This window comes from Stenotrophomonas sp. RS-48, assembly GCF_030053245.1.
Lineage (GTDB): Bacteria > Pseudomonadota > Gammaproteobacteria > Xanthomonadales > Xanthomonadaceae > Stenotrophomonas > Stenotrophomonas maltophilia_P.
In genome coordinates, this window is sequence record NZ_JASGBV010000005.1 from 20,479 (window position 1) to 43,699 (window position 23,221).

The 23,221-nt window shown below is 63.6% G+C and carries 17 protein-coding genes; 2 read left to right on the top strand and 15 right to left on the bottom strand.

The features are described from left to right. Nucleotides 1-266: 266 nt before the first annotated feature. From QMZ25_RS01205 to QMZ25_RS01225, 5 genes are all read right to left on the bottom strand, one after another. Nucleotides 267-722: a decarboxylase gene (locus tag QMZ25_RS01205; protein WP_283219001.1), complete on the bottom strand. Its 456-nt coding sequence runs from the start codon at nt 720-722 to the stop codon at nt 267-269. Nucleotides 723-919: 197 nt separating this feature from the next. Next, nucleotides 920-2,500 (bottom strand): DUF2235 domain-containing protein, encoded by a 1,581-nt coding sequence (locus tag QMZ25_RS01210; RefSeq protein ID WP_331250516.1) that lies wholly within the window; start codon nt 2,498-2,500, stop codon nt 920-922. Between the two features lie 357 nt (nt 2,501-2,857). Continuing rightward, nucleotides 2,858-3,337, bottom strand: a complete 480-nt coding sequence (locus tag QMZ25_RS01215; RefSeq protein WP_227255287.1) for a DUF3304 domain-containing protein — start codon at nt 3,335-3,337, stop codon at nt 2,858-2,860. 10 nt (nt 3,338-3,347) lie between these two features. After that, nucleotides 3,348-4,244 (bottom strand): DUF4123 domain-containing protein, encoded by an 897-nt coding sequence (locus QMZ25_RS01220; protein WP_053518389.1) that lies wholly within the window; start codon nt 4,242-4,244, stop codon nt 3,348-3,350. Continuing rightward, nucleotides 4,241-7,024 (bottom strand): type VI secretion system Vgr family protein, encoded by a 2,784-nt coding sequence (locus tag QMZ25_RS01225; protein ID WP_283219002.1) that lies wholly within the window; start codon nt 7,022-7,024, stop codon nt 4,241-4,243. Before QMZ25_RS01225 ends, QMZ25_RS01220 begins: the two co-directional genes overlap by 4 nt. Before the next feature lie 233 nt (nt 7,025-7,257). Here QMZ25_RS01225 and tssA point away from each other — a divergent pair, with 233 nt between their 5' ends. Next, on the top strand, nt 7,258-8,316 hold the full coding sequence (gene tssA / locus QMZ25_RS01230; RefSeq protein WP_065182766.1) for a type VI secretion system protein TssA: 1,059 nt from the start codon (nt 7,258-7,260) through the stop codon (nt 8,314-8,316). A gap of 56 nt (nt 8,317-8,372) precedes the next feature. On the opposite strand, the gene QMZ25_RS01235 is transcribed toward tssA, so the two are convergent. The 6 genes from QMZ25_RS01235 to QMZ25_RS01260 all read right to left on the bottom strand — a co-directional run bounded on the left by QMZ25_RS01235 (nt 8,373) and on the right by QMZ25_RS01260 (nt 16,570). Further along, complete coding sequence (locus QMZ25_RS01235) at nt 8,373-9,158, bottom strand: OmpA family protein (protein ID WP_111185953.1); 786 nt, start codon at nt 9,156-9,158, stop codon at nt 8,373-8,375. A gap of 2 nt (nt 9,159-9,160) precedes the next feature. Next, the gene (gene tagF, locus QMZ25_RS01240; RefSeq protein ID WP_053518394.1) at nt 9,161-10,144 is read right to left on the bottom strand and encodes a type VI secretion system-associated protein TagF; all 984 of its coding nucleotides are present in this window, start codon (nt 10,142-10,144) and stop codon (nt 9,161-9,163) included. After that, nucleotides 10,141-13,842, bottom strand: a complete 3,702-nt coding sequence (gene tssM, locus QMZ25_RS01245; RefSeq protein ID WP_283219003.1) for a type VI secretion system membrane subunit TssM — start codon at nt 13,840-13,842, stop codon at nt 10,141-10,143. Before tssM ends, tagF begins: the two co-directional genes overlap by 4 nt. 16 nt (nt 13,843-13,858) lie before the next feature. After that, complete coding sequence (locus QMZ25_RS01250) at nt 13,859-15,292, bottom strand: hypothetical protein (RefSeq protein WP_283219004.1); 1,434 nt, start codon at nt 15,290-15,292, stop codon at nt 13,859-13,861. A gap of 42 nt (nt 15,293-15,334) precedes the next feature. After that, nucleotides 15,335-15,595: a PAAR domain-containing protein gene (locus QMZ25_RS01255; RefSeq protein ID WP_053518398.1), complete on the bottom strand. Its 261-nt coding sequence runs from the start codon at nt 15,593-15,595 to the stop codon at nt 15,335-15,337. A 105-nt stretch (nt 15,596-15,700) separates the two neighbouring features. Beyond that, nucleotides 15,701-16,570, bottom strand: coding sequence for a M15 family metallopeptidase (locus tag QMZ25_RS01260; protein WP_263174667.1), 870 nt, complete (start codon nt 16,568-16,570; stop codon nt 15,701-15,703). A 209-nt stretch (nt 16,571-16,779) separates the two neighbouring features. On the opposite strand from QMZ25_RS01260, the gene QMZ25_RS01265 reads away from it, so the two are divergent. Next, complete coding sequence (locus tag QMZ25_RS01265; RefSeq protein WP_164151841.1) at nt 16,780-17,529, top strand: hypothetical protein; 750 nt, start codon at nt 16,780-16,782, stop codon at nt 17,527-17,529. A 50-nt stretch (nt 17,530-17,579) separates the two neighbouring features. Here the strand turns inward: QMZ25_RS01265 and QMZ25_RS01270 are convergent, their stop codons facing one another. The 4 genes from QMZ25_RS01270 to QMZ25_RS01285 are packed head-to-tail and all read right to left on the bottom strand — an operon-like array spanning nt 17,580 to nt 23,219. Then, nucleotides 17,580-18,521 (bottom strand): DUF6708 domain-containing protein, encoded by a 942-nt coding sequence (locus tag QMZ25_RS01270; RefSeq protein WP_283219005.1) that lies wholly within the window; start codon nt 18,519-18,521, stop codon nt 17,580-17,582. Between the two features lie 59 nt (nt 18,522-18,580). Continuing rightward, on the bottom strand, nt 18,581-19,630 hold the full coding sequence (locus tag QMZ25_RS01275) for a DUF6708 domain-containing protein (RefSeq protein WP_164151845.1): 1,050 nt from the start codon (nt 19,628-19,630) through the stop codon (nt 18,581-18,583). Nucleotides 19,631-19,633: 3 nt separating this feature from the next. Next, entirely contained in the window at nt 19,634-22,375 is a 2,742-nt protein-coding gene (locus QMZ25_RS01280; protein WP_283219006.1) for a T6SS effector BTH_I2691 family protein, read from the bottom strand. Then, on the bottom strand, nt 22,368-23,219 hold the full coding sequence (locus tag QMZ25_RS01285; protein WP_081284442.1) for a DUF4123 domain-containing protein: 852 nt from the start codon (nt 23,217-23,219) through the stop codon (nt 22,368-22,370). The genes QMZ25_RS01280 and QMZ25_RS01285 overlap by 8 nt, the downstream gene beginning before the upstream one ends. Nucleotides 23,220-23,221 lie beyond the last annotated feature (2 nt).

Genomic DNA, 23,221 nt, shown 5'->3' on the forward strand with positions numbered 1-23,221 from the left:
AACGCCTGCGTAGGGCGCGTTGTGGGGCGTCGATGCTGGTCCTTGGCTGGCCGCGGTCGAACCTCGCGATGGATCCGGCTTGCCGGCGCACGCGGCAATCAAGACAAGCAGGATCAGCAGCAGCACTTGCTGGAAACCGCAGCAGCTGTCCGAAGTCCTGTTGCGCCGCACGCAGTCCTCCATCAGGTTCGACATGCACATCCCGCAGTAGCCCCCAGGTCCGCATGTGTTCCGTACATGCCTGCGCGCCGATTCAATGGCGGCGACTAATAGGTTCCGAAGGGCACTTCGACCTTCAATGCCGCACCGCCCTTGGCCGGTTTCAAGGTGTAGGTATGAACGCCACCGTCACCATCGGCCAGCGAGGTCTCACGGCGCTGGACCGTATAACGCTCGCCGTCGATCTCCAGGGTGTCGGCCGCCACCGCCCGCGCGTCGGGTGGCAGCAGCAGACCACCAGCCGCTTCACGTTCTTCCTTGAAGGTGTAGCTGCTCAACGCACCCTGCACCTTCAGCAGCTGCACATGCGGGCGATAGGGTGCGGCATCGGGATTCCAGCCATTGGTCAGATCGGTGATCCACGGCCCCGGAATGTCAAAGCGATCCTGGAGCTCACTTTCGCCCACCTCGGCACCGTCCACCGACAGGCAACACACCACCTTGCCCGCCTTGGCGTCGTAGGCGGCCCATCGACTTCCCGCTGCTGCAGCGTGCGGCAGCATGGAGAAATGGTACTGTCGCTCCAGATCGCTGTCGGAGACTCTGCGCCAGCCGCCCACTTCGGGAGGCTGTGCATGGCACCCCACCGTGAGCAGTACACCGGCTACTGCAGCAGCCCGAATCACGAAGCCAGACATCTTCAGTTGCCTGCCTTGGACCAGGCCATCATTGCAACGGGCATTCCAGACGCTGCATCGCCTCACCCGCCCATTGCCGAGCCCAGCTGCTGGAACGCGCCGCCGATGGTGGGGATGTTCGCTGGCGGCAGCGTGGCCGGATCCCGGCACTCCTGAGCCCTCCTGCCGGCCACACTGAAGACCTCGCGATAGCGGAGGTAGCCGTAGGTATTGACGGCAGGAATATTCAGCTCCGTCCACTTCCCGATGTAGAAGCCGGCCAGCGAGTCATGCATGTAGTTGTCAAACAGCACCGTACTCACATCGGGTACCGGCGCACCGTCCAGCACAAGGTTAAGCAGAGTGCTGGTCTCGGCCGGGATTTTTGCGTAGTCGTAAGCCGCCTGGGAGGCCCGTGGCGTAGGTTCAAATACCGGACGCCCGATCTTGCGACCCGCCTCCATGCGTTTCTGGCTTTCGTCCAGCTGCCTGCGGTAGGCCGCCATCTCCTCCTTGCCCCTGCGCAGCTTTCCAACCAGATTTGCGAAATCGCGCTGCGCATTGGCCAGATCCACCTGATCCTCGGCATCGGACTGCTTGAAGAACGGCTGTTGCAGCACGCTCTGTGGACCATTCGGCAGCCGCTTGCCCTTCCAGGCAACGTACTGCCGGCAATGTCCTGCAATCTGCTGCGTGTGCGCGCCTCCGGGGACACCGTGACCGGTCAGCCAGGCGTTGTAATCGCGGATCAGCTGTGGGTGGCAGCCGAAATGCATGGCGAGCACTGGCTGCGCCCCCAGTTCCTCGATCGTTTTCATTATCACGCCTGCCTTGACGGCCTCATGATGCATGTCGATCAACGGAATCTGCGCAAGCTTGGCGGTACCGTTCGCGGCACCGGAAACGAAGTCCTTGCCCTGGCCGCCGGGCGAGTAGCCGCCACCGACATCCGAGTGCATGCCCGGGTAAAGCACCTCCTTCCCGCTGGTCGCCAGGTCCAGCGGGAAATTGATCCGCTGCTCGTGCAGGGCGGCGAAATGCACGCTCTGGCGCGCTTCCGGGTGAATGCTCATCATGTCACCGGCGGCCCAGTCCCACTTGCCCTTCGAGACGCGGCTCATCGCAGCAACGCCGACCGACGCAACGGTATCGAAGATGCCCATGAAGTTCAGGTAGAGCGGAATGCCGGCAATGTTGTAGCCACAACCGCTGCCCCAGGCTTCTGCCGTCTCATACAGCCGGTGCACGAACGCCCGCGCCTGTGCCGCGCCACGCGAGAAGCCGAAGACGGAAACGTGCACCGACTTGACGCGGCGCTGGTGCCCCTTGACCACGCGCTCCAACCGCTGCGCGATCGCCGTGAGCATCGCGCGTCGCGTCATGCCTTCCAGCAGTCGCGTCTCGCTCATTGAGGCGACCAGTACTTTGGCTTCGTTGGGCTGGATCAGGTCACCACCGTTCAGGTACTGATGTACCGAATTGATGACCTGCAGGATGGCCCAGTGGATGCGGTCCGCACCATAACGCGCGGCGCCGCCTCCCAGCGTGTCACCATCCTGGTTGGTATCGCCGACGTCGGCGAATGGCGTGCCGACGCCGGGAACGTAGATGCTGAAGAAGCCGTTGCCACGCTCCTTCAGGGCGGCGTCGTACAGGCGCGCCACATTGCTGTGACCGTTGCGGGCCAGCTGGGTCTTGGGGGAGCGCGTCTTGCCGGTTACAAAGGTCCCTTCCCACTCGCGGTTGTTGCCGGTGCCGTCGAAGTAGATGCCTACGTGCACCTGGCCCTGGCATTCGGAGCCCTTCTCGCGCATGCACGCCATGGCCCGCGCCCGCTGCTGCGCTTCGGCGCCGCTCAGCGCTCTGCGTCCATCTGCCGGCATTGGTTGCGCGCCGGTTGCCGTGCGTCCACTCATGTCCTTGTCTCCTGGATTCGCTGCTGGTCCCCGCCGGGATCGTTGTCCTTGTCACCCACGCCAAGCATTCGGATCGGATGCCCGGTGAGCGACCGGGCCCCGTGATCACTTTTCAAGCGGGCGCCGAAGGTGCTCCCAGACTGGATTCTCGCCCTCGCGCAAGGGCGCCTCGGGGCCGGTCAATGGATAGTCGGGATGACCGAGCACAAGATTGGTGACGAAGACCTTGATCTCGCCATTGCGCAGGAAATGGACGGCCAGGTTTCCGAGCTGGTTGTACTTCGGAATCGCAACGGTCTTCTTCTGGAACGTTTCGAGATCCGTGGTCCATTCGATCTCCACCTTCATGTCCGGCGTCCATCGATCAGGCAGCACGACGCAGCAGACAGTTCCGCCTTCCGAGTGGGAATCGGCCGACCCGCCACTGCCGCCATTCACGAGGAACTGCGCAATGTATGCATCCGTATGGTTGTAGCCGAGCACGGCCACCGGCGTGGAGGCCGTCCGTCCCTTGCAGGCCGCCAATGCCGGCAACAGGAGCAGCAACGCCAGGGCCGCCAGCAGATGGGTCCGCATCAAACGCATGATTCTTCCTTCACGTCCACGAGGGTGCAGGCTCGGCCTGCAAAGGCGAGGCGGTGTGGTCCCACAGCGGGACGCCCGTCGTCCAGACATCTTCCGGCAGCGCTGATGCCCAGTCCGCGAACGGCACCTCACAGCTCCCGGCAGGCTGCGCGAAACGCGCCTGCACGGCAGGATGGCCGCGGCACGCGCCGGAGGTGTACAACGCCAGCAACAGGTACTGCACGTGATCGTCCACCTGGTTCACACCGTGGGCGATCGTATCCTGCATAAGGTCGACGACGAACGGGTACAGCGATCGATACGGCACCCGCTTGATCTCATCGGGGATGACCCTGCGAAGCTGGGCAATGGCCACATCCGGCTCGCACGCGTCCAGCAGGCGCGTGTACTGGTCTTCGTCCAGGCGCAATGGCGGAAGCGCAGGCAGGCCGGCATCATCCATTCCGGCCAGCATCTCGGCCAGCGGCCATTCCTGCAGATCGCCGTAGCGGTCGAAGTACTGCAGGCGCTGTACGCCCTCCAGCAGGGCGGCACGCTGCGCAGGCAACAACAGATCCAGCAGTGCAGGCAGGATACGGGTGTCGTACCAGCGCAACAGCATCTCGCGACCGCCCTTCTCGGGCACCTTCACCAGATGGAAAGCACGCAACCGCTTCGCGAGATCGTCCAGTTCCAGTGCACTCCACAGCAGGGTCACGCCCGGCCTTTGCGCTCCCATCTGCCGGATCTCCGCATCCAGCTGCGCGTGCAGGTCCCTGTCCGTCCAAGCCACCAGCAAGGGAGCAATATCCAGCAGGCCGGCCTCGGCCGTGCCTTCGAACAGCGAGCGGTAGCGCGCGCCAAGACGCTCCAGCCGCTCATGGAAGTGCGACCGCTGCGCGCTGTCGATCACGGCGTAACGATTCACACCAGCACTCCCGGCGTGCCCTGGCGCATGGCGTCGAGAATGCAGCTCTTACAGCTGCTGCGCGGGAACTGGGGAAGCGGATAGCCCTGCTGCGCCGGGCCGACGAATGACTTGCTGCCGGCATGCACCTTGATCGTGCCCGGACAGGCGATGGTGATGTTGCCACCGGCAATGGTCAGGCTGGCCCCCCCGGACGTCGCCACGTGGATCGTATTGGCCGCGGCGAGTTCCACCGGCGCCTGCGCGCTGGCCCCGCGCAGAGCGCCACGCGACTGCACGCGCACCCCATCCGCCTGGGACTGGATATCGAGCATTTCAGTGCCGGCCACGACGTCAAGCGCGGTGGGTGCGGCCGCTGCGCCCTCAACCACGGACGCAAGCACGCCGATCGCCTGCCCCGCATGCAGACGGGTCTGCCCCATGGTAACCGTGTCGCTATGACCGCCACTGGCCAACAGCAGGCCTTCACCGCTCCCCCAGTGCACTCCCTGGCCTGCCACCTGCACCAGTCCCTGCGGTGCGGCCAGTCCAAGCAGTGGATCACCCGAATGCGGCACGCGATCCTGCCCAGCATCCGACTTGCGCTCGGTCGCACCACTCTTGCCGATATCGAATCCATCACCGCCCGTGGTGGTGCGTACGCTCGCCAGCAGCGCGGGAACCGGCGACTGATCGGGAACCAGCTCCGAGCGCTTTGGCGCGCGCGCGCCCTCCTGCATCGCCAACGGGCTGGTCAGGTGCGTACGCGCGGCCTGGGTGAAGCGTTCGCCCAATGCCTGCAACTGCGTGAGCAAGGCAGCGGGCTGCACTGCCTCGCCCGCAGGTGCCGTCGACCGATGCCCGTACGCCGTGAACCAGGCACCGGCCGTGGCGCGCACCGCGCCCCACGCGTCGCTGCGCAGTTCAAAACCGGTGCCACGCAGGCTGCCGACATAATTGTCTGCCTGGTGACGCAGGTGCCCCAGGGTCAGTTGTGACACCTGCTGGCTGCTGGCCAGCTGCGCGCGCAGTTGCTGGTTCGAGTCATCGAACAGCAGATGGTTGGCGCCCTGCCCGCCTTCCCACTCGCGCGAGCGGATACCCCACAGCGCACCGCCCTGCCGATGCGCTTGGTCCCCCATGCCGGCAGCATGCCAGGCCGGCGCCTGGCCGCCACTGAGGTTGGCCTGCGCGCTGCCGCGCATGTCTGCAGCCTGGCCATACAGCGACACGTCGCTCTGGCCGCTTCCGCCGGCTGGCGTCGGTGCCACGCCCGCCTCGCCACGTCCGTTGTACAGGGTGCCCAGCACCAGTGGCCGATCGATATCGCCGTCGAGGAAGCCCACCAGCACTTCCTGACCGATGCGCGGCAGGAACTGGCTGCCCACGCCGGGTCCGGCATAGCGCTGTGCCACGCGCAACCATGCGCTGTCGTTGGCTCCGCCGCCCTCGCCTTCCTGGAAGTGGAAACGCACGCGCACGCGGCCATGGCTGTCTGCGTGCAGGTCCTTGCTGGCGCCTCCGTCGCCGGCAACCACGACAGCGGTCTGGTAACCCGGCACGGTCGGGCGCGGATTCAGCCGTGCGCCACTACCGTCCTGCAGCAGCGGGCGCCACGGCAGGGTGCGATCCACCGCGCCGAAACGGTTGCCATACCCGGTTGCTTCGGCCTGCTGCCAGAGCGCAGCGTCGGCCGGATCGATCGGCGCCACGCCCAGCGCGTCATCGAGGCTTCGTCGCAGATCGGTAGGGAGATTGTTGATGCCGGCATGTTCGACGGCCACCAGCAGCAGCTCAGGCGGTGTCGCACCGGGGGCCTGCTGCAGCCGCAGCCATTGTCCGGACTGGAAGCCGCGAACCGTACCCGACCCCTGCCAGCCACGGCTGTGGGATTCGCGCGCCTGCGCCTGCAGGCGGGCCTGGCGCGCACCGGCGGTACTGTCGCTGAAGGCGTAGGCACCTACCGCATCGTAGTCTTCGCGCGACGATTGGCCACCTCCGCCCTCCATCGGCGACTGTGCCACCAGTGCGCGTACCTGGCGGTAATCATCGCTCTGCAGGCTGATCGAGGTACTGGCCAGGCGCCGACGCAGGCCGATGGCCTGCACGCTGTCACTGGATTCGGTGGCGTCACTGCGATGGAACCGCACGCCTGCAGCCGCGCTGGTGGCATCTTCCGGCAGCGCGACGCTGTCGGCGAAGATCTCCATGCCATTGCCGCAGGGCGCTTCCTCATCGGCGTACAGACGCCAGCCCAGGCCTTCTTCGGCGAGCACGCGCTGCAGGAAATCCAGGTCACTCTCGCGGTACTGCACGCAGTAGCTGCGCACGCGCTGGCCAAGGAAGGCGTCGACGCCCTCGGCCCAGCGCCAGCGCGCGATGCCAGCGTGCCCTGCCAGTACGGCATCGACGATCGCACGCACGCTCTGTTCCTGGAACACGCGGCTGTGCCGAGCATGCTGCAGCCACCACGTCCATGACACCAGCTGCAGCCGGTAGCGCACCAGGCCACCGTCGCTGCCCAGGCAGGAAGCGTCCGCGATCAGGCCGCTGCGCTGCCATTGACCACCATCGGCCGTCTGCGCGACCAGTGTCGCACGCGTGCCCGGCAGGGCGTCCAGCGCGATATCAGCGCGCGTGGCGAGTACATCGACATCGGTCCAGGCATGCTGGCCGAGCGCATCACCGCCGCGCCACCGCTCCACCGTGCACCCTTCCAGTGCATCGGACCGCAGTCGATACAGGCGTTGCGCGTCACCGAGCCCGGCAACCTGGGTCATCACGTAGTTCAGCTGATCCATGCCAATTCCAGTGTGAAGACGCCTGCACCTACCCGGCGGCGTCGGATTCCAGCCATCAAATCTACCAGATTGCGGTGTTCGTCAAAATCACGACGCCTCTACCGCCATGGAAGTGCGTTGTTCGTCACATAACTGACGGCATTCCGTATTCAGGCATGCCTGGACGGACCAATCCCGCGACCGCGTTCACATCGGCGGGCTAGAATCGCCCACAGTCCCCAACGAGACCCGCCATGCTGGATCAGGAAGCCCTGCTGGCCCCGATTTCGGAACACGCCCCGACCGGTGAAGACCTGTCGTTCTCGGCTGAATTCGATCGGATCATCGAAAACCGTCGTGCCGACGACCCGACCCTGGACCAGGGGGCGTGGCAGACCGACATCAAGTACGCTGACTGGAGCAGCGTGCTGCGCGATGCCACCGACCTGCTGCAGACCCGGACCAAGGACCTGCGGCTGGCAGGCTGGCTCAGCGAAGCCGCCACCCAGCTGGAAGGATTCCAGGGCCTCGCCGCTGGCTACCGGCTCACCGCCGGCCTGTGCGACCGCTACTGGGATGACGTGCATCCGCAGGCACCTGACGGCGATTTTGAAGAGCGCATCGGCAACCTGAGCTGGTTGCTGACCAACTCGCTGCAATGGCTGCGCTCCGTGCCGATTGCCGTCGCGCCGCAGGGGCGTTTCAGCCTCGCCGACTTCGAGCATGCCCATGCCCGTGCCAACAGCGGCGAAGAGGATGACGGCCGCCCTGGTCTGGACATTCTCACTGCCGCCCGCCGCGATACCCAGCACGGGTTCTACCGGCAGCTGGCCGACGACCTGCCCGACTGCAGCCAGGCCCTGGCCGAACTGCAGGCCGCGGTCGACAACCGCCTGGGGCTGGATGGCCCAAGCTTCAGCGCGGTGCGTGAGCAGCTTGAACACCTGCAGCGCACCGTGCTGCGCTTCGCACGCGAAGCCGGGGTGTTGCTCGATGGCGAAACCGAAGCCTCCTCCGACGATTTTGAAGATGCATCGTTCGGCCATGAGGCGCCCGCGACCGAAGCGGCCCCGGTGACAGCACCGCGTGGCCCTGCGGGTGCACCCGGCTCGCGCAAGGAAGCGCTGCAGCAGCTGCGCCAGGTCGCTGAGTTCTTCCGTCGGACCGAACCGCACAGCCCCGTGGCCTATCTCGCCGAGAAGGCCGCACGCTGGGGCGAGATGCCGCTGCATGTCTGGCTCAAGCGCGTCATCAAGGACCACGGCACGCTGGAACAGATGGAAGAGATGCTGGACGTCAATCCAGAAGACTGATCTGCCTGCGGATCCCGCTCATGCGGGGATCGGGTCTGGCCCGATCCCCGTCATGTTTACTGGATCTTGAACTCGATGCGCCGATTGCGTGCGCGGCCATCGTTGCTGGTGTTGTCCGCCACCGGCTCGTCCGGTCCCTTGCCGACGACATCCATGTGGCTGCCCGGAATGCCCTTGGACACCATGTAGTTCTTCACCGACAGCGCACGCGCGTGGCTGAGCGCCAGGTTCGATTCGCGCTGCCCGACATTGTCGGTATGGCCGATGATCAGGAAACGGCTGTCCGGCATCTGCGCCATCTTGGCGACCATCTCGTCGAGGATGCTCATGCCGAACGGGGTCAGACGCGCACTGCCACTCTGGAATTCGATGATGCGGTTGGCCAGCGTCTGGTCCAGCACGTTCTGCTGCGAGCCGACCTTCAGCGCGTTGGTCACGGTGTAACTGGTATTGCTGGCCAGACTCAGGTCGCTGGCCACCTGCTGCCGCAGCGCTTCGTTGCCGACCTCACCGGTGATCCGCACTGCCTGTCCGTTCACTTCCAGCTTGCCGGGCGACACCCGCTTCAAGCCGGGATTGATCATGCCCGCCACGTAATCGCCCCAGTTCGGCGGGGTCGCGATCGTCTCGACCTGGATGCGGTCGACCACGCGCTCGGCGCCATACACGGCACGCAGATTGTTCAGCAGCTTGGCCTTGGTCGCCTGGTCAGGCACCACGCCTTCGATCACCACCGGTCGTTCGGTGGCAGCCTGTGCCGCAGCAGGCGCGTTCTGCGCGGCCAGCGGCACGGCTGCGAGCAGCAGCGGCAACGCAAGGGAGAGAGGGTTGCACAAGCGCATCATCAGGTTCCCAGGAAAGTCTCGCCGAACAGCTTGCGTGCGGTGGCCAGGGCCAGATCGTCACGGTCGAGGAAGCTGCCGAAGCGGTTGAGGTTGTAATCGCCGCGCAGATAGTCGTCCACCCATTCCGAATGCTGGATCCGGATCAGGAAGTCGCCGGCTTCCGCCGGGTCCAGCACCGCACGCAGCACCTGGCGGTCGGCGCCGTTGAAACCGACGATCATGCTCGGCGCAGCGTCGTTGCGGATCAGCACCGCCAGTTCGAAATCGCCGCGGGAGACGAAGCTGGACAGCAGATCCAGCCAGAATGCCGCCACCAGTGGGCGATAGGCCGGGTCACGGACCAGCGGAAACACCAGCGCCTTGTCGATGTTGACATCGCCCCCGCTGAGCACCGGCTGCAGCAGCAGGCCCAGTGCCGGCAGCACCTGTCGCAGCGCCACCTCGCCGTGACCGGAATCGCGCAGGCGCGACTCGAGGTCTGCCACCGAGGTGCTCTCCAGGAAGTCCTGGAAGCTGCCGTTGTAGTCACCGGGATCGGTGCTGATGCTGAAACGTGCGTCCGCCAGCTGCGCCAGCGCCTGCGCCGCGTCGCTTTCCTGGTAGGCCTGGCGTGCCAGGCGGGCCAGTCCGGACCAGGCGTTGGACATCGCCAGCGGGCTGCGGCCGATGAACGGCAACGGTTCCGGCGCATCCAGGCGCAGCGCGGACAGCAGCGGGAAGCGGCGTTCGGAGGAATCGCGGCTGGCCAGGAAGTGCCCGCAAAGCACCATCTTGCTGCGAGAACCCAGGAACGCGTAGTGGATCTCCGGTGCCTCGTCGTAGCGCTGCTTCCAGTCCGGGCTCTGGCTCAGCAGTTCCAGGCTCTCGCCTGCCCACCGGTCCAGCCAGCCCAGCAGCTGGTGATTGTCGGCCGCACGGACGAAATCACCGCGCGAGGGCACCTTGCCGAAGTACGAAACTCCGGCACTGACGACGCGGCTCATTGCGCACCTCCCGTGGTCTGCGCCGCAGCAGGCGCGGTGGCCGCCGGCGCGGGCGCGGCAGGGGTACCACCGGCCACCCGCTCGGGAAGCTGCAGGCCGCGCTGCCAGTCGCCACCACCCTCGCTGCCGCTGCCGGCCCGGCGGACGATGCGCATTTCCACCGTCACGGCCACACCATTGCCGTTCCAGGTGATACGGCTGGAATCATCCAGGCGCTCGTATTCGCCTTCGGCCATCAGGCGGTTGAAGCCGTTCGCGCCCGGTGCACTGAATACCTCCACGGTACGACCATCGCCGGTCACCGCCGTGATCTTCACGCCCGGCACCTGCCCCGCGTTCGGGTACTGCATGGTGGTCCACTGCGGCGGGGTATTGCGATAACGAAGCACCTGGCCATCGATCTCGATGCTGTACTCCAGCGCGCCGGCAGCCGGCGACGGCAGGATCTCGAAGATCGTGGTGTCCTGCGCCGCGCCGGCGGCAGAGCCGCTCACCCAGTTGCCATAGTTGGCAACCAGCTCAGCCGACAGGTTCACACCCTGTCCTGCCCAGCGGCGGGTCTCCAGCAGCGGACCGCGCTGGATCACCAGCGTGCCGAGCGCGTCCTTGTTGAAGGCGGCAATGCTGCCACTGGCACCGAAGATGCCGGCGATGTCGCTCGGTGCGGCATCCACATCCGAGTTGAGGTTGAACGGGTACTGCTGTCCGATGCGTGCCTTGAACGGGTCGTAGACCTGCGCCTTCCAGGTCTTGTTGACCTCTTCCTCGGTCGGCGGGATCAGGGCGCTGAAAGTCTGGGTCAACGGGCGCAGCAGCAGCGGGCGCAGGGCTTCGCGCTGCTTCTCGTCCAACCCGGTCAGTACCTGCTCGTCGACCAGCGCCAGGCCCGCGCTCAGTTCGGAGCCTTCATTGCTGAAGGTGTCCTGCATCAGCTTGCGGGTGCCCACGCCGATTTCGCCCTGGCTCTTGATGGCATTCAGGCGCGCACGCAGTTTGCCCAGTGTCTCGAAGTAGGCCGTGATCACTGCCGGCTGATCGCCGCGCTCACTGGTGAGCCGCGCGATGCCTTCGAACGCCTTGCCGATCGGACCCACCGGCTGCGCGGCGGCCGTCGCTGCCGGGTCCTTGCGCAGGATGGTGCGCTGGAACCAGGCCACGAAGCCCTTGCGCGCCTTGCTCGAACGCGCCTGCGCCGGCGGGTTGTCCCATACCGTCTCCTCGTTGATGCGCTCCAGCAGAACACGGAGCGGCGAGTTGCCAGGATCACCCAGCTTGTTGATGCGGGCCACCGCCTCGTCGAACGTACTGAACTCGGCCACGCTCAGGCCCTGCACGAACTTGCTCCACTCGCGCGCGTAGTCGTTCTTGTACAGGGTCACCAGCTCGCGCGAGACATGCTCGGGGCTGCCGGCCAGCGACAGATCGCTCTGCTCGGTGGTACCCAGCACCCAGTCGGTGGTGCTCAGCTGGGTATTGGCTGCTTCCTTGATCGCATCCTTTACGTACTCTTCCCACGCCTTGCGCGTGAACGCACCGGAAATCGCATAGCTGCCGTTGATCAGGCGCCCGTTGCGCTCCACACCCACCAGGCTGTCGACGGTGGTGGTTCCGAAGCGGGCGCCGGCACGTGCCTTGATCTGCGCGTACACGCGCTCCATCGCCGGCTGCCCCTTCATCACCTGCCCCAGCGCCTGGCGCGTGTCGGACACCAGCGTGACCTTGTTCTGTATCTGCGGCCAGCTGGGCTGGCCCGCCTGCGCCACGTAGAAGGTCATCAGCTTCTCGGCCGCGCGCACCATCTCCTCACGGCTCATCTGGCCGCGGTTGGCCTCCAGCCAGGTGCGCCAGAACAGGGTCAGCTGCTGCGACAGGTGAGCACCTTCGACGTACTTCGGGTTACCCAGCATCAGGTAGGTCTTCAGTGCGTTGTACGCATCGTTGGTACTGGTTGGCGATGCGTTCTGATACAGCACCTCGCTCTCGGCAGCAGCGCTGCCGCCCTGGCCGAGCTTGTCGCGCTCGGCGACCACCTGGCCGAGATAGTTCTCCAGATTGGAGACGGTCGGCGCCAGCATCACCTGCTGCATGCCGTGGTTGTACTCACGCAGCAGCTTCTCGCGGATCGCGGTGCCCTGGTACAGGCCCAGATGGGTGGTGATGCCGCCTTCCTTGCCATAACGGTCCAGCTGCTCCATGCGATCCTGCAGCAGAAGCAAGGCATCGATACGCGACTTCAGGTCCATGCGGTCCTTCTGCACGCGCACGGCCTGATCCAGATCCTTGGTGGCATTGGCCACCAGCTGGGCATTGGTGGTGTACGACCAGGTCCACAGGCCCAGCGCGAGCGCCAGCACACCCACCGCGCCCAGGAACACGCCATAGCGCAGCCGGTTCTGGTGCGGGCTGGAATACTGCCGGACCAGTTCCTTGTCGGCGAAGATCACCTTGCGGAACAGGTCCTTGAGGAAGAACGCGGTATGGCCGGTCGGCGCCTCGTCGACATTGGACCCGCGCTCCAGGTTGAACTGGCGGCCGACGCGCTCAGACGCGTGATGCACCGAACGGCCTTCCTGCAGTGCGCTGGAGAAGTAAAAGCCACGGAACACCGGCTTGAACTGGTAGGGGTTGTCCTCGAACAGCGTAGCGATGAAGGTGCGCAGCGCCGGCTTGATGCCGACGAACTCCAGCGGCAACGACAGCAGCCCAGGCGAGACTTCACGGCCACGCTGCATCGCCATGTGGGTCAGGCTCATTTCCTTGATGCCTTCGGCCAGCTCGTCGAAATGGCTGTCGAATGCCGCCAGCGCGTCGCCCTGCTGATGCACGTCGAACGGCAGCGTCGCACCCCACACATGCTCGCGCTCGCCGGGATCGAGGTTGCGGAAGAACTCGCTGAAACCGGCGATGAGGTCGGCCTTGGTGAACAGCACATACACCGGCGCGAACACTTCCAGCCGCTCGGTGATTTCCTGCACGCGCTGGCGCAGGTTCTTGGCCAGCTCGATCGCGAACTCCGGCTTGCTGCCGGACAGCTCGGCCAGGCTGGCGGCGATGATCACGCCGTTGATCGGTGCGCGCGGGCGGTTCTTCTTCAGCAGGCCGAGGAAGGTCAGCCACTCCATGCGGTCCTCGACGCTGACCGAGTAGCGGCCAGCGGTGTCGAGCACGATACCGTTGGTGGTGAAGTACCAGTCGCAGTTGCGGGTACCACCGATGCCCTGCACCACGTTGCCGCGGTTGTCCTCGAACGGGAACTGCAGGCCGGAATTGAGGATGGCCGTACTCTTGCCCGCAGCCGGATTGCCGATGATCACGTACCACGGCAGCTCGTACAGCGCGGCGTTGCCCTTCAGCACGCCCATCCGCGAGGACTTGATCTGCTTGACCGCGTCCATCATGCGCGTGCGCAGCGCCTCGGTATCGGCACGCTGGGCGGGTTGAGCGGTGGCTACCGCCTTGTCCGCCTCATCCTTGACCATCGCCTCCACGCGCTTGGCCGCGCGACGGGCCAGGATCCGCTTCACGATCCAGACCAGCAGCGCCAGCACCAGCAGGCCGGCCAGCACGATGGCCACCCAGATGCCGATCTGCCGTGCTTCGGCCTCACCGTAGTGGGCCAGCGCAGCGGCACCGACCAGGCCGAGCACCATCCAGAGACGGTAGTCGCGCAGGTAGTAGCTGAAATTGCTCAAACTCATGCAGGGATCCAGGAAGTCAGGGGGCCGACGGCGCATCGGCCGCCTGCGTCGGGGAAGGAAGAGGGTCGACCAGGCCGAACAGTCGCTGCTGGTTGTCGGCCACGCCGAGCAACAGCACCGGCTCGGCCTGGCGGTCAAGCTGTGCGCGGGCCAGTGCCAGCTGCGCCAACGGCAGCACCGGGCCCAGTTCGCCTGCGCTGATCGCCAGCGCCAGGCTCTGCGGACTGAAGTCCAGGTCGGGAGCCAGCGACGCCGTGATGGCGGCGGCATCGACCATCAGATCGCCCCGGTGATCGGCATCATGCAGCACGAACTGGGCCTGTGCGCCCTCCAGGCCCAGCGTCTGCTGCCACTGCGCAGCGAGCGTCGCCAGCTGACGGCGCTGTTCGGCCGGCCGGGTTGCCTCGATCTGCTCGGCGCGTACCAGTTGCGGGCGCCACAGCCGCGCGTCGCCTTCATGGGCAACGCCCCGGCTCGCCAGCAGGACGCCGGCAGCACCCTCACCCGGTATGCGGCCATCCGGATTCTGTGCGGTTGCCAGCACACCGGAGGACTGCCATGAGGAAACGATGGCGGCATCGATCGAAGAAGACGCGGACACCAGCAGGTGCCAGCGTGGCTCGCCCTGATCCAGTGCGTCGATCACCCGTTGCAGGTGCGGCCACACCTCGCGTGCGCCGTCCAGCGAGGTGACCCGGACATCGAAGCGGCGCGCATCGATGCCTGCCATCCGCGCCTGCTCCAGCAGCCATGTCTGCACCCAGGGGCGCAGCGCATCGGACCAGCTGCCCGGCACCAGCAGCTCGACGCTCAGTACGTTCTCCACGCGCTGTTCGTCGCGACGCCGCAGACCGGCCACCACCACTTCCTCGGAAGCCATGATTTCCGGCAGCGCCGCGGATGCTGCCTCCAGCAGTTCCTCCAGCACCGGCTGCAGCAGGGCAAGCGCACGCCGTTCGTGGGCTGCGGTGTCGATGCCGTCCTGACGGGCCTGCAGCACCAGGAACTCATCGAGGTCCTGCGCCGCGCTCATGCGCACCGGCAGGTTGTAGTTGTCGCGGAAGCGGCCATCGAGCGTCGGACGCGGCGGCGCAGCGGCAGCAGCCAGCCATGATTGGGCATCCAGATCCACACCCAGCCTGAGGCCACCGGCAATCAACGCCACCGATGGCGGCACCATCGCCTTCGTCGCGACGGCTTCGCCTTTGCCCTTGGTCGGCTCCCCATCGTTGGCCGCAGCCTTGTCCAGCGCCGCATCGACGCCACGGCGCGCGGCGCCACGCAGCATGAAGCCGGCACCGCTCAGGCCGACGGGCAGCAGGCCCAGGTAGGCCAGCATCTGCATGCCGGTCGGTACCGTGCCGCTGTTGCGCCAGTAGAGAATCGTCGCGCCCCAGGTGGCGACGAAGATCATCACCACCGAAGCTGCTTTGCCCAGCCATCCTGCCATCAGTTGCCCTGCTCCATGCGCTGCTCCTGTCGACCGCGCAGGTCAACGCAGACCGGTCATGGCCTGTGAAGCGACCAGCGTCGCTCCACACGCGGTGCGGTCGCCGTCGCGCGCCACCGGCTGACCGTCGATGAGCACTGTCGCGTCGCCACTGACAATGGTGGTGGCGCCGTGCACGGCGCACAACGCACGATCACCGACGCGCGCCACCGGCCTGCCATTGATGTCGGTCTGTCCGGTGCCCGCCACCACGGTCCCTCCGTGGCTGAGCGGGTCACCGACGACGATAAACGGTCGTGCCATCCATCATGCTCCTTGATCCATGTGTGACCCGGCGTTCCATCGCCCCCCGGCTCCCCCGACGACGCAGGCCATCGGCGTAACCATACCAGTACCGCCGTGCGGTTATCACCCTTGACGGGACAGTTCCTCGCGCTTTGCCACCCGGGCGGCGCGGCAGCGGTCCGTCATTTCCACGTGAACATAGTCCTTGATGCTCCGCCAGTTTCCGCCCCAGTCCAGGCCCGCCTGTTCAGCCAGCTCGCCGTACAGGAAGTACCCACGCCGGGTCCACGGATCTTCCATGTCCCATTGCAGCTTGCCATCGCGGATGGGTGCGCTGTCCACGCCCAGCCCATACTGGTGGCAGCTCTGCCAGGCACCGGCCCGGGTCGCCTTGCCACCGGCCATCAGTTCGGCCTGCCGCTGCGGACTGCGATAGCCTTCGATCAGCACCATTTCGTAACCGTACTGGCGTCGCATGACCTCATAGATGGCCAGCACGCGCTGCTGCAGATCGGGATCGATCTGACCCCATTTGCGATCAGCCGTGACGATTTCGGGCCGCAGACGACGCACTTCGGCAGTGGTGAACACCTCCGGCGGCGGCGGCGGTGGCGGCGTCAGCCGCTCCCCGCGTAGCAGCTGGGCGACCATCGAACTCGATTCCGCCAGATCATCGCCCCTGAAATCCTCCAGCACCACGGTCTGCCGCGTGACGAATATCACAATTGGAGGAATCAGCAGCAACGCTGCGGCGACAACCAGAATGAGCCAGTGGCGCCGCAGTGCGCCGTGCACGGCTCCGACCTCTTCACGAACCCCACTGCGCACGCGGGTGGCGCCGTGGCCGACCCGGTCACCGACCTGCCCCGCCCGACGACGGAATCCGCCCAGACGCTTCGCGATCGCCTGACGCAGCGATTCGACCGTCTCGGGGAACAACAGTACCCAGCACACGCCAGCCACCAACAGTACGACGGCAATGGCAGCAACCACGATTGGCAACACCGGTCCTCCCTGACACGCGATCTGGTTGACGCCCCAACCGCTTTCACTAAGAATGCGCAAATTCGCTTCGGCAGTTGCCGACTCAAACCAAGGGCTGGATGCACTTGAATAATGGCGGAATCAATCGGCCAAGTCTGCTCTCAGGGGGAGCGCAGGCAAAGGGCCAGGCCCCGAATTCGGGCCGTATTCTGGCAGACATGGAGGGCCGGCAGGCAACCGCGTCGCCACGTGCCGCACGCGCGCCGTCCAGCGGCAAACGCCGTACGGTCCTGTGGCTGGCATTGGCCAGTGCCGTGGTCGTCATCGCCGGGCTGACCGCCTGGGGTCTGTCCGGTAGTAATGACTACAGCGACCCGTCCGAGTATTCACTGACACCCGACACCGGCCATGTGACCGGGCACCCGGACGCCCCGTCGGTGGCACCGGGTGAAGGCGCCGCGATGATCGTCGATGCGCCCGCTTCTCCGTCTGAGCCGGCGCTGCCGGCCACCACCGGGAGCCCACCCGCTCCTGCCGCTGACGCGGCAACCGTTGCTGCGGGCGCTGCCGCAACCACCGGCACCGCTGCAACGACGCGGGCACGGGGCGCCCAGCCGGGTGAACGCAGCAGTCGCGCCGCCGGTACCGCAGGCAAGGGCGATGAAAATCTGCTCGGCACCCTGCTCGGCATCATCAAGGAAGAGGACAAGGCCAAGGCAAAAGCCAAGGCCCAGCCTCAAAGCATGGATGATCTGATCGCCCAGATCGAAGCAGACCAGCGCAAACGCGCCGAAGACGAGCGCGCCGCGTTCGAGCGCGTGGCCAGCAAGAAGTCCGCCTCGACCGAATCCAACATCCAGGCGCAGCTGCGCAGCTGCCCCAGCCCCACCTCACTGAAAGGCGTGGACTGCCGGCGCAGGATCTGTGCGGCGGTGAGCGGCAAGGATCCGGCCTGCCCGGCGATGTGATCCTCAGCCCTGCCTGCTGACGCGGGCAGGGGCCTGCCGCACGGGCCCGCTCAGAGCGGACGCCGATCGGGCTCGAACTGCGCCATCACCTCGGGTTCCACGAGCCGAAGAGGATCGTTGGCATCGATTGCGCACTCGTCTTCCACCCACTGTGGCCACACGGGCGCGCGGCAGGATCGAAGGACCAGCCATCTGCACAACACCAAGGGCAGCAGCAAGGGCATCAGGATGAAGCGCGCGCCCAGCAGGCTGGGACCGAGACTGGCCACCACGAACAGGTAGCAGTTGCGCCATGACGGCGTCACGGACAGATTCATCTGGCGACCCTCGATGGTATCGACCACCTCTGCCGGCCCCTGCTCCATGTAGCGGCGAATGAACTCCCAGATGCCGCGGATCTTCTGTTCGTCGTCGAAGTAATGGCCCACCGCGAAGGTCCGTTTGATCACCCGATCCCCAAGGATGCTGCAGCGCAGGTCGCGCAGGAAGGCCTGGCTGGTCCCCTGCCCGATGTAGAACACGGCCTCTTCCCATGGGACGGATACAGCGCCCTCTTCCCCACCCGTGAAGAAATAGACCGTCCGGTTGCGCCGGTTGAACCGTGTCGGATACCAGACATAGGTGAAGAACTCGTAGCGCAGCGTCGTGTGCCAGAACAGCACCGGGGCACCGACCACGCACACGCCGACCATGGCGTACATCACCCAGTCCCAGAAGTCGCCTTCCAGGTTCGGGATCACCAGCGTGAAAAGCAGGAAGAAACCGAACAGGAACAGGGCCAGTGTCCCCAGCAGGACCATGGTGGTCGAGACCATTCCGCGCAGGCGGAACCTTCGGTCGATCAGATCGATGTAGGTCGAGTTGAAATGAACCAACGACGCACGTTCGTCAGGTGCAACCTCCTCGGCGACCCGAGGATCGAAACGCGAGGCGCTCTCCTGCGCCGAGAGAAAGCGATCCGTCGGGAAACTGCGCATCCAGCCGCTGTACATCCGTGATCCTCGCTCACTCGTCTGAGCGAGAATGCCACGCCATGCATCCAACGCCCACTTCACGCATTCAACGAGGTTGCCTGCAGCTGCTGACGAATCTCATCGTTACGGGCCTTGGCTGCCGTGATCGAGTCCTTCCAGAAGCGCTCCATTTCATCGGCACGACCTTCCACGCGATTTACGCGTCCGTATACGACGGGTGCACGGAGCGGAGCTGCGCCCGAGTCGTCAGATACCTCGCGCCTGATCACCCCCACTGGCCAGACTGGCCTGCGGCACAATTTCATTGTCAGGAAACGGAATAGCGCCCAAGGCAATGTAACGGGCAGCGCTATCCACATCAGTCCCGCGCCAGCGGAAGACACATGGATGATGAATGCATTTCGCAACGTTGGCGCCACCGATGTGTACAGCTGAAGCGGAGGAAACGGAAGTGCAGAGCGGCCATCCTCCATGAAGCGCCTGATCATTTCCCAATGTGCGAGCGTGATGCCAGGATTGGACCCGCTATCCGAACCAACTGCAAAGGTATGGACGACCTGATCTCCCTTCATGACCAATCCACGCAGGTCATACGTGGCACCTTCATCCGGCCCAAGAGGCTTGTCCCTCCCAATGACGAAATTGACACTTGACCATGGCACTGAAATTACGCCCCTTCGCCCCCCTGCGAAGATGTGGACTTTCCTCTCACGCCTATCGAATCGGATGGGGTAGTACTGATATCTGAATATATCTCTACCAAGAAGCATCCGGTAGGTGAAGGCAGCGAAACCGAGCATGAGGACAGAGAGGACGCCGACCGTAATCGTCATCTCAGAACTAATGGACTTTCCCTCGGCGTGCATCGCGAGAGTTGCATACACAAATGCCAGAACAAAAACCAATACAAGACCGAGGATCACGCACCCCCACATCGCGCCCCAGCCACGATAGAGGAAATGGCGGTCGACGTACTCAATGTAGTCGTCATCAAGGTACACGATCCCCTGATCAAGTGGCGTGACGCCTGACGAATCGAATTTTCGAACATCTGCAGCGATCTCGTAATCCGTCAAGGAGCGATTGTTACGGTATCGCTGTCCAAGCCAACCTGCGAACTGGCTCATCGGTCAGGCTCCTGCGGGAAGCATTGCATTATATGCGTCCACCTGTGCGTCAACCGAGTCAAACGAGCCATGGTTATGAACACCGAATGGCGTCATATCAAGCCAACGCTCAATTTTATCATCCCGAATTAGATTAATTAGCCACTCGCCGAGCATACTGATAAGCCCCAGAACCAAAAGCACGATAAATCCCACGCCAGCGGTCATCACGCCAGCCAACATCAAAACAGCGACAACCGCTCCTGACACCGCAGTGACGGTATAAAACGCAACCATCGGAACGTCATTTCGCTTATAGGCGTCATAAGCCTTCCACCCGTCGATTACCGCGCCCAATAGACCCCCCACAGCCCCAAGCAGCTTTCCAAAGAACCCTACCATTCCCGCCCGGGTGGAGGCTTGAAGTGCGCCAAATCGAATCTCTGAGGACAGTGCGGCACGCCCCCACATCGACTTGCCCAGAGCCAACCCGGTCAACTCGACACTGGTCCCCGCAAAGCCGGCAAGCGCGGCGCCTAGATTAAGATCGCGACGCCCACCCGGCCCCTCTTTTTCGTCATCCAATTTGCCGTAGGAATCCGCAACATTCCAAGCGTCCAGCACCAGCCCCACAACCCCCAGACGCACGTCTAAACTCACACGTGGAGCGGTGTACTGCGCGGCGCGATTCCTCACCAGGACCCTCACCTGATCTTCGCTCATCAGCATGTTTGACATAGCCCCCGGTTGTCCATTCCGGACGGCTGCCATCGCTTCCTTATCCCAGAACAAGGCCCACTCGAAGACCTTCCTGCCGCGCGCATTTCGATCGCCTGTCGCGACTCTTGCGCCACTGCGCTCACTGAGCTCCTGTCGAAGATGCTGATCAACACGGGCCCTCAGCTCCCGCTTGTTGACACCAGATTGTCCCTCGCTGAGCGCCTCCACCAGAAAGTGCGCCATCTCACGCTCCGAGGCACGAATGCCGACCCTCTGAATGCGCTTACCCGAAAGAACACCGAGCAGGCCGACCAGATTGTTCCTCGTCGCCGTAGAAATAGCGATATTGATGCCTGCCTTTGCGACAGTTGATCCTGCCTTGGTTAGGGCTGTAACAAACATCCCAGACGTCTTGAAGACAAGACCTGCAACCAGGCCTAACCCCTGTTGCAGTTCCTGGGGCTTGCTACCTCCTCGATCGAGGACGTGAGCATATGCCTTGAATATGTTGGACCAAGCACCGGGGTTATCTGAATTGCTCAAGAATGTCTTGGATTGCTTCTCAATAACCTCCGCCGCGATCTTGTCATTGAGCGTCAACGCTCGAACAGTGCAGTTCTTGATGTCCTGAAAACGACCAGCGAGATCCTCCAGAAGCGCAGCCTGCACACAGTCAAATCCAACAACCCCTTCAAGCGAATTATCGACGATCTCCGTCAATCTCATTGAACTATATGACAGTTCATCAAGGTGATTACATGCCAGCCAAGTCCTGAAATCGTCGTTCCTGTACCAGCGAACGAAACTCTGGGCAATCGGGTTCAGGTGCGAAGCGATGTATCGCTCCATTTCCGGCATGAGGCTTTTGTCAAACCTATCAAGCGCTTGCTGGCTGTAATCATCACGGTAGCGATCCCATGCGGAGTCCCTGGCCCTCTTGTCTTCTTCGGCCGTCAACTCCTCACGCATTTTAGTGATTCCCGCCGCATACAGCTCCATCGCCGCGCGCCCGGTGTACGCGCTGGCACGTACGGAGCTCAGCTTCTCTGCGGCCGCCTGATCCTCAATTGCCTGCCGGATTCCGCGGATCGCCACTGAGGTTGCATACTTCCACCCCCTGTCATCTTCCTCTTCGAACTCTCGGGTCTTCTGCCGAATAAGTGCGGAAAGCTCCTGCGCTATTCCTGCGGGATCATTCAACGCAACCATCATCGGACGCGCAGACAAAGAGCTCTTCTGAAGCCATGCCTCCATTCCTGGCACATCCTGTTTACACCTTGAAAAAGGCGCAAAGGAGAACGAAAAGCCAGGATTAGCATACACATCAACGACTTCGAGGATCGTCTCAACTGCACGATCCACAATTCGGGGCTTCCCAGGGTCCGCAGCCGGTGGCGGACTTGAGGGGAGCATAGGGATCTTCACTTCAGACTCGGATTTTACCCTCTTGCCAAACTTGAACTCGCTGACCATGGAGGGGGCGTCAGCCGCACTTCCCACGTGATCCAGCGACTTTCCTTTGAGCCACATCTGGACATCAATACAGCGCATGTGCTTCTTGCGCTCGCTGGATTTTCGATTTCGCTCCATGATCTCTTTCGTCCATGGAGCCTCCGAGAAGCCAAACCAAACTTTTCCAGCTCGCTTGGGGTCGGGGATGATAACGAAGCGGGCCACCTGCGAATCGGCCATTCGCGCGCATGTAGGTTGAAACTCTTCCTGCGGTGGAGGAGCCGCATGCGGATCGAACTCCAAGAGATAGGAGTCGCTGGTGATCTGATAGCCCTTCCATTCGCCACGGATCTCGTTGAATACATAAAGATACCCTTGGCGGGCAAGTCGCAACGTGTAGTGAGCCTCACTGGCCGGAAGGGTGACACTGGCCACATCCTTTCCAAACCCTCCTCCCAGCCTTGGCCCTTGCCACATTTCCTTGACGTCTGAACGGCAGATGGCGTATCTGATCGGAAGAATCGGCAAGCCGACCTGATCGCAGACATCACACTTCTTCGCGGGGTCACACGACTGTGTCGGCCTCTTATCCATGCTGCCAAGCTCCTTGTTCTGTCTGCTCCAATGAAGGTTCATCCACCTCTTCGTCGGAGGGGTCGCTGACGGCACTGCGGAACGCGCCAGGCTCTAAGCAGGCGATCCGAAGAGCCTCTTGATACCGCGGCGTGTTATGAACTTCAGGTGATTGAAATACTGAAGCAAATGCATACGCTTCCTTATCGTCAGGGTCTGTCAGCCCGCACTCGCCGGCCTTCTCCATCTCGTCAAAGACACGTCTCGAAAGCCCAGCACCCTCAATGCTCCCACCCTCTCGATGCAACCGATCGATCACCCTGTTAACAGAAGCCAACGAGGAAATCGCGTACAGCTGATCGGACGTTAGATGCATCCCATCCTTGTTACAACCACTGTTTTCGTATGATTGCCACCGCGCGCCCTTGTCCACGGTTGCGGTCCAGGCATTGATGGGACCAAGCAATGCATCCAGCTGCGACGACAAGAGAATCCACTTCAGCGCGTTCCAGACACGAGGATCGTAGTATCTGAATAGCATCTTCTCACCATCAAATTTTCTCACCATCATACGAGCCAAGTGATTTCGGACTCGCTGACTGTCGGCATTGCATTTCAGCAACGCCGAGAATGGGATGCGGTCATGATCGCGTGCGTAGTGCACAGTTTCATCAAGTGCCGCTAGACGCGCATCAGGCTCAATTTCTTCCAGTCTGATTAGATAGGGAAGAAGATGCTTCTGCCCAAGGAGCTCCTTGGGAACGATGGGTTCGCATGGCCAAAGCTTGGCGATACGTCGATCGATCTGGAGTGGATTGATCAACGCATACTGATGAGCTTCGAATAGCCGGTGATCGAGTTGCATCT

Bases quoted from the DNA above. Each gene is read 5' to 3' on its own strand.
- QMZ25_RS01205 (WP_283219001.1), bottom strand. From the start codon at position 722: ATGCTGCCGCACGCTGCAGCAGCGGGAAGTCGATGGGCCGCCTACGAC.
- QMZ25_RS01215 (WP_227255287.1), bottom strand. From the start codon at position 3,337: ATGCGTTTGATGCGGACCCATCTGCTGGCGGCCCTGGCGTTGCTGCTC.
- QMZ25_RS01225 (WP_283219002.1), bottom strand. From the start codon at position 7,024: ATGGATCAGCTGAACTACGTGATGACCCAGGTTGCCGGGCTCGGTGAC.
- tssA (WP_065182766.1), top strand. From the start codon at position 7,258: ATGCTGGATCAGGAAGCCCTGCTGGCCCCGATTTCGGAACACGCCCCG.
- QMZ25_RS01235 (WP_111185953.1), bottom strand. From the start codon at position 9,158: ATGCGCTTGTGCAACCCTCTCTCCCTTGCGTTGCCGCTGCTGCTCGCA.
- tagF (WP_053518394.1), bottom strand. From the start codon at position 10,144: ATGAGCCGCGTCGTCAGTGCCGGAGTTTCGTACTTCGGCAAGGTGCCC.
- tssM (WP_283219003.1), bottom strand. From the start codon at position 13,842: ATGAGTTTGAGCAATTTCAGCTACTACCTGCGCGACTACCGTCTCTGG.
- QMZ25_RS01250 (WP_283219004.1), bottom strand. From the start codon at position 15,292: ATGGCAGGATGGCTGGGCAAAGCAGCTTCGGTGGTGATGATCTTCGTC.
- QMZ25_RS01255 (WP_053518398.1), bottom strand. From the start codon at position 15,595: ATGGCACGACCGTTTATCGTCGTCGGTGACCCGCTCAGCCACGGAGGG.
- QMZ25_RS01265 (WP_164151841.1), top strand. From the start codon at position 16,780: ATGGAGGGCCGGCAGGCAACCGCGTCGCCACGTGCCGCACGCGCGCCG.
- QMZ25_RS01270 (WP_283219005.1), bottom strand. From the start codon at position 18,521: ATGTACAGCGGCTGGATGCGCAGTTTCCCGACGGATCGCTTTCTCTCG.
- QMZ25_RS01275 (WP_164151845.1), bottom strand. From the start codon at position 19,630: ATGAGCCAGTTCGCAGGTTGGCTTGGACAGCGATACCGTAACAATCGC.
- QMZ25_RS01280 (WP_283219006.1), bottom strand. From the start codon at position 22,375: ATGGATAAGAGGCCGACACAGTCGTGTGACCCCGCGAAGAAGTGTGAT.
- QMZ25_RS01285 (WP_081284442.1), bottom strand. From the start codon at position 23,219: ATGCAACTCGATCACCGGCTATTCGAAGCTCATCAGTATGCGTTGATC.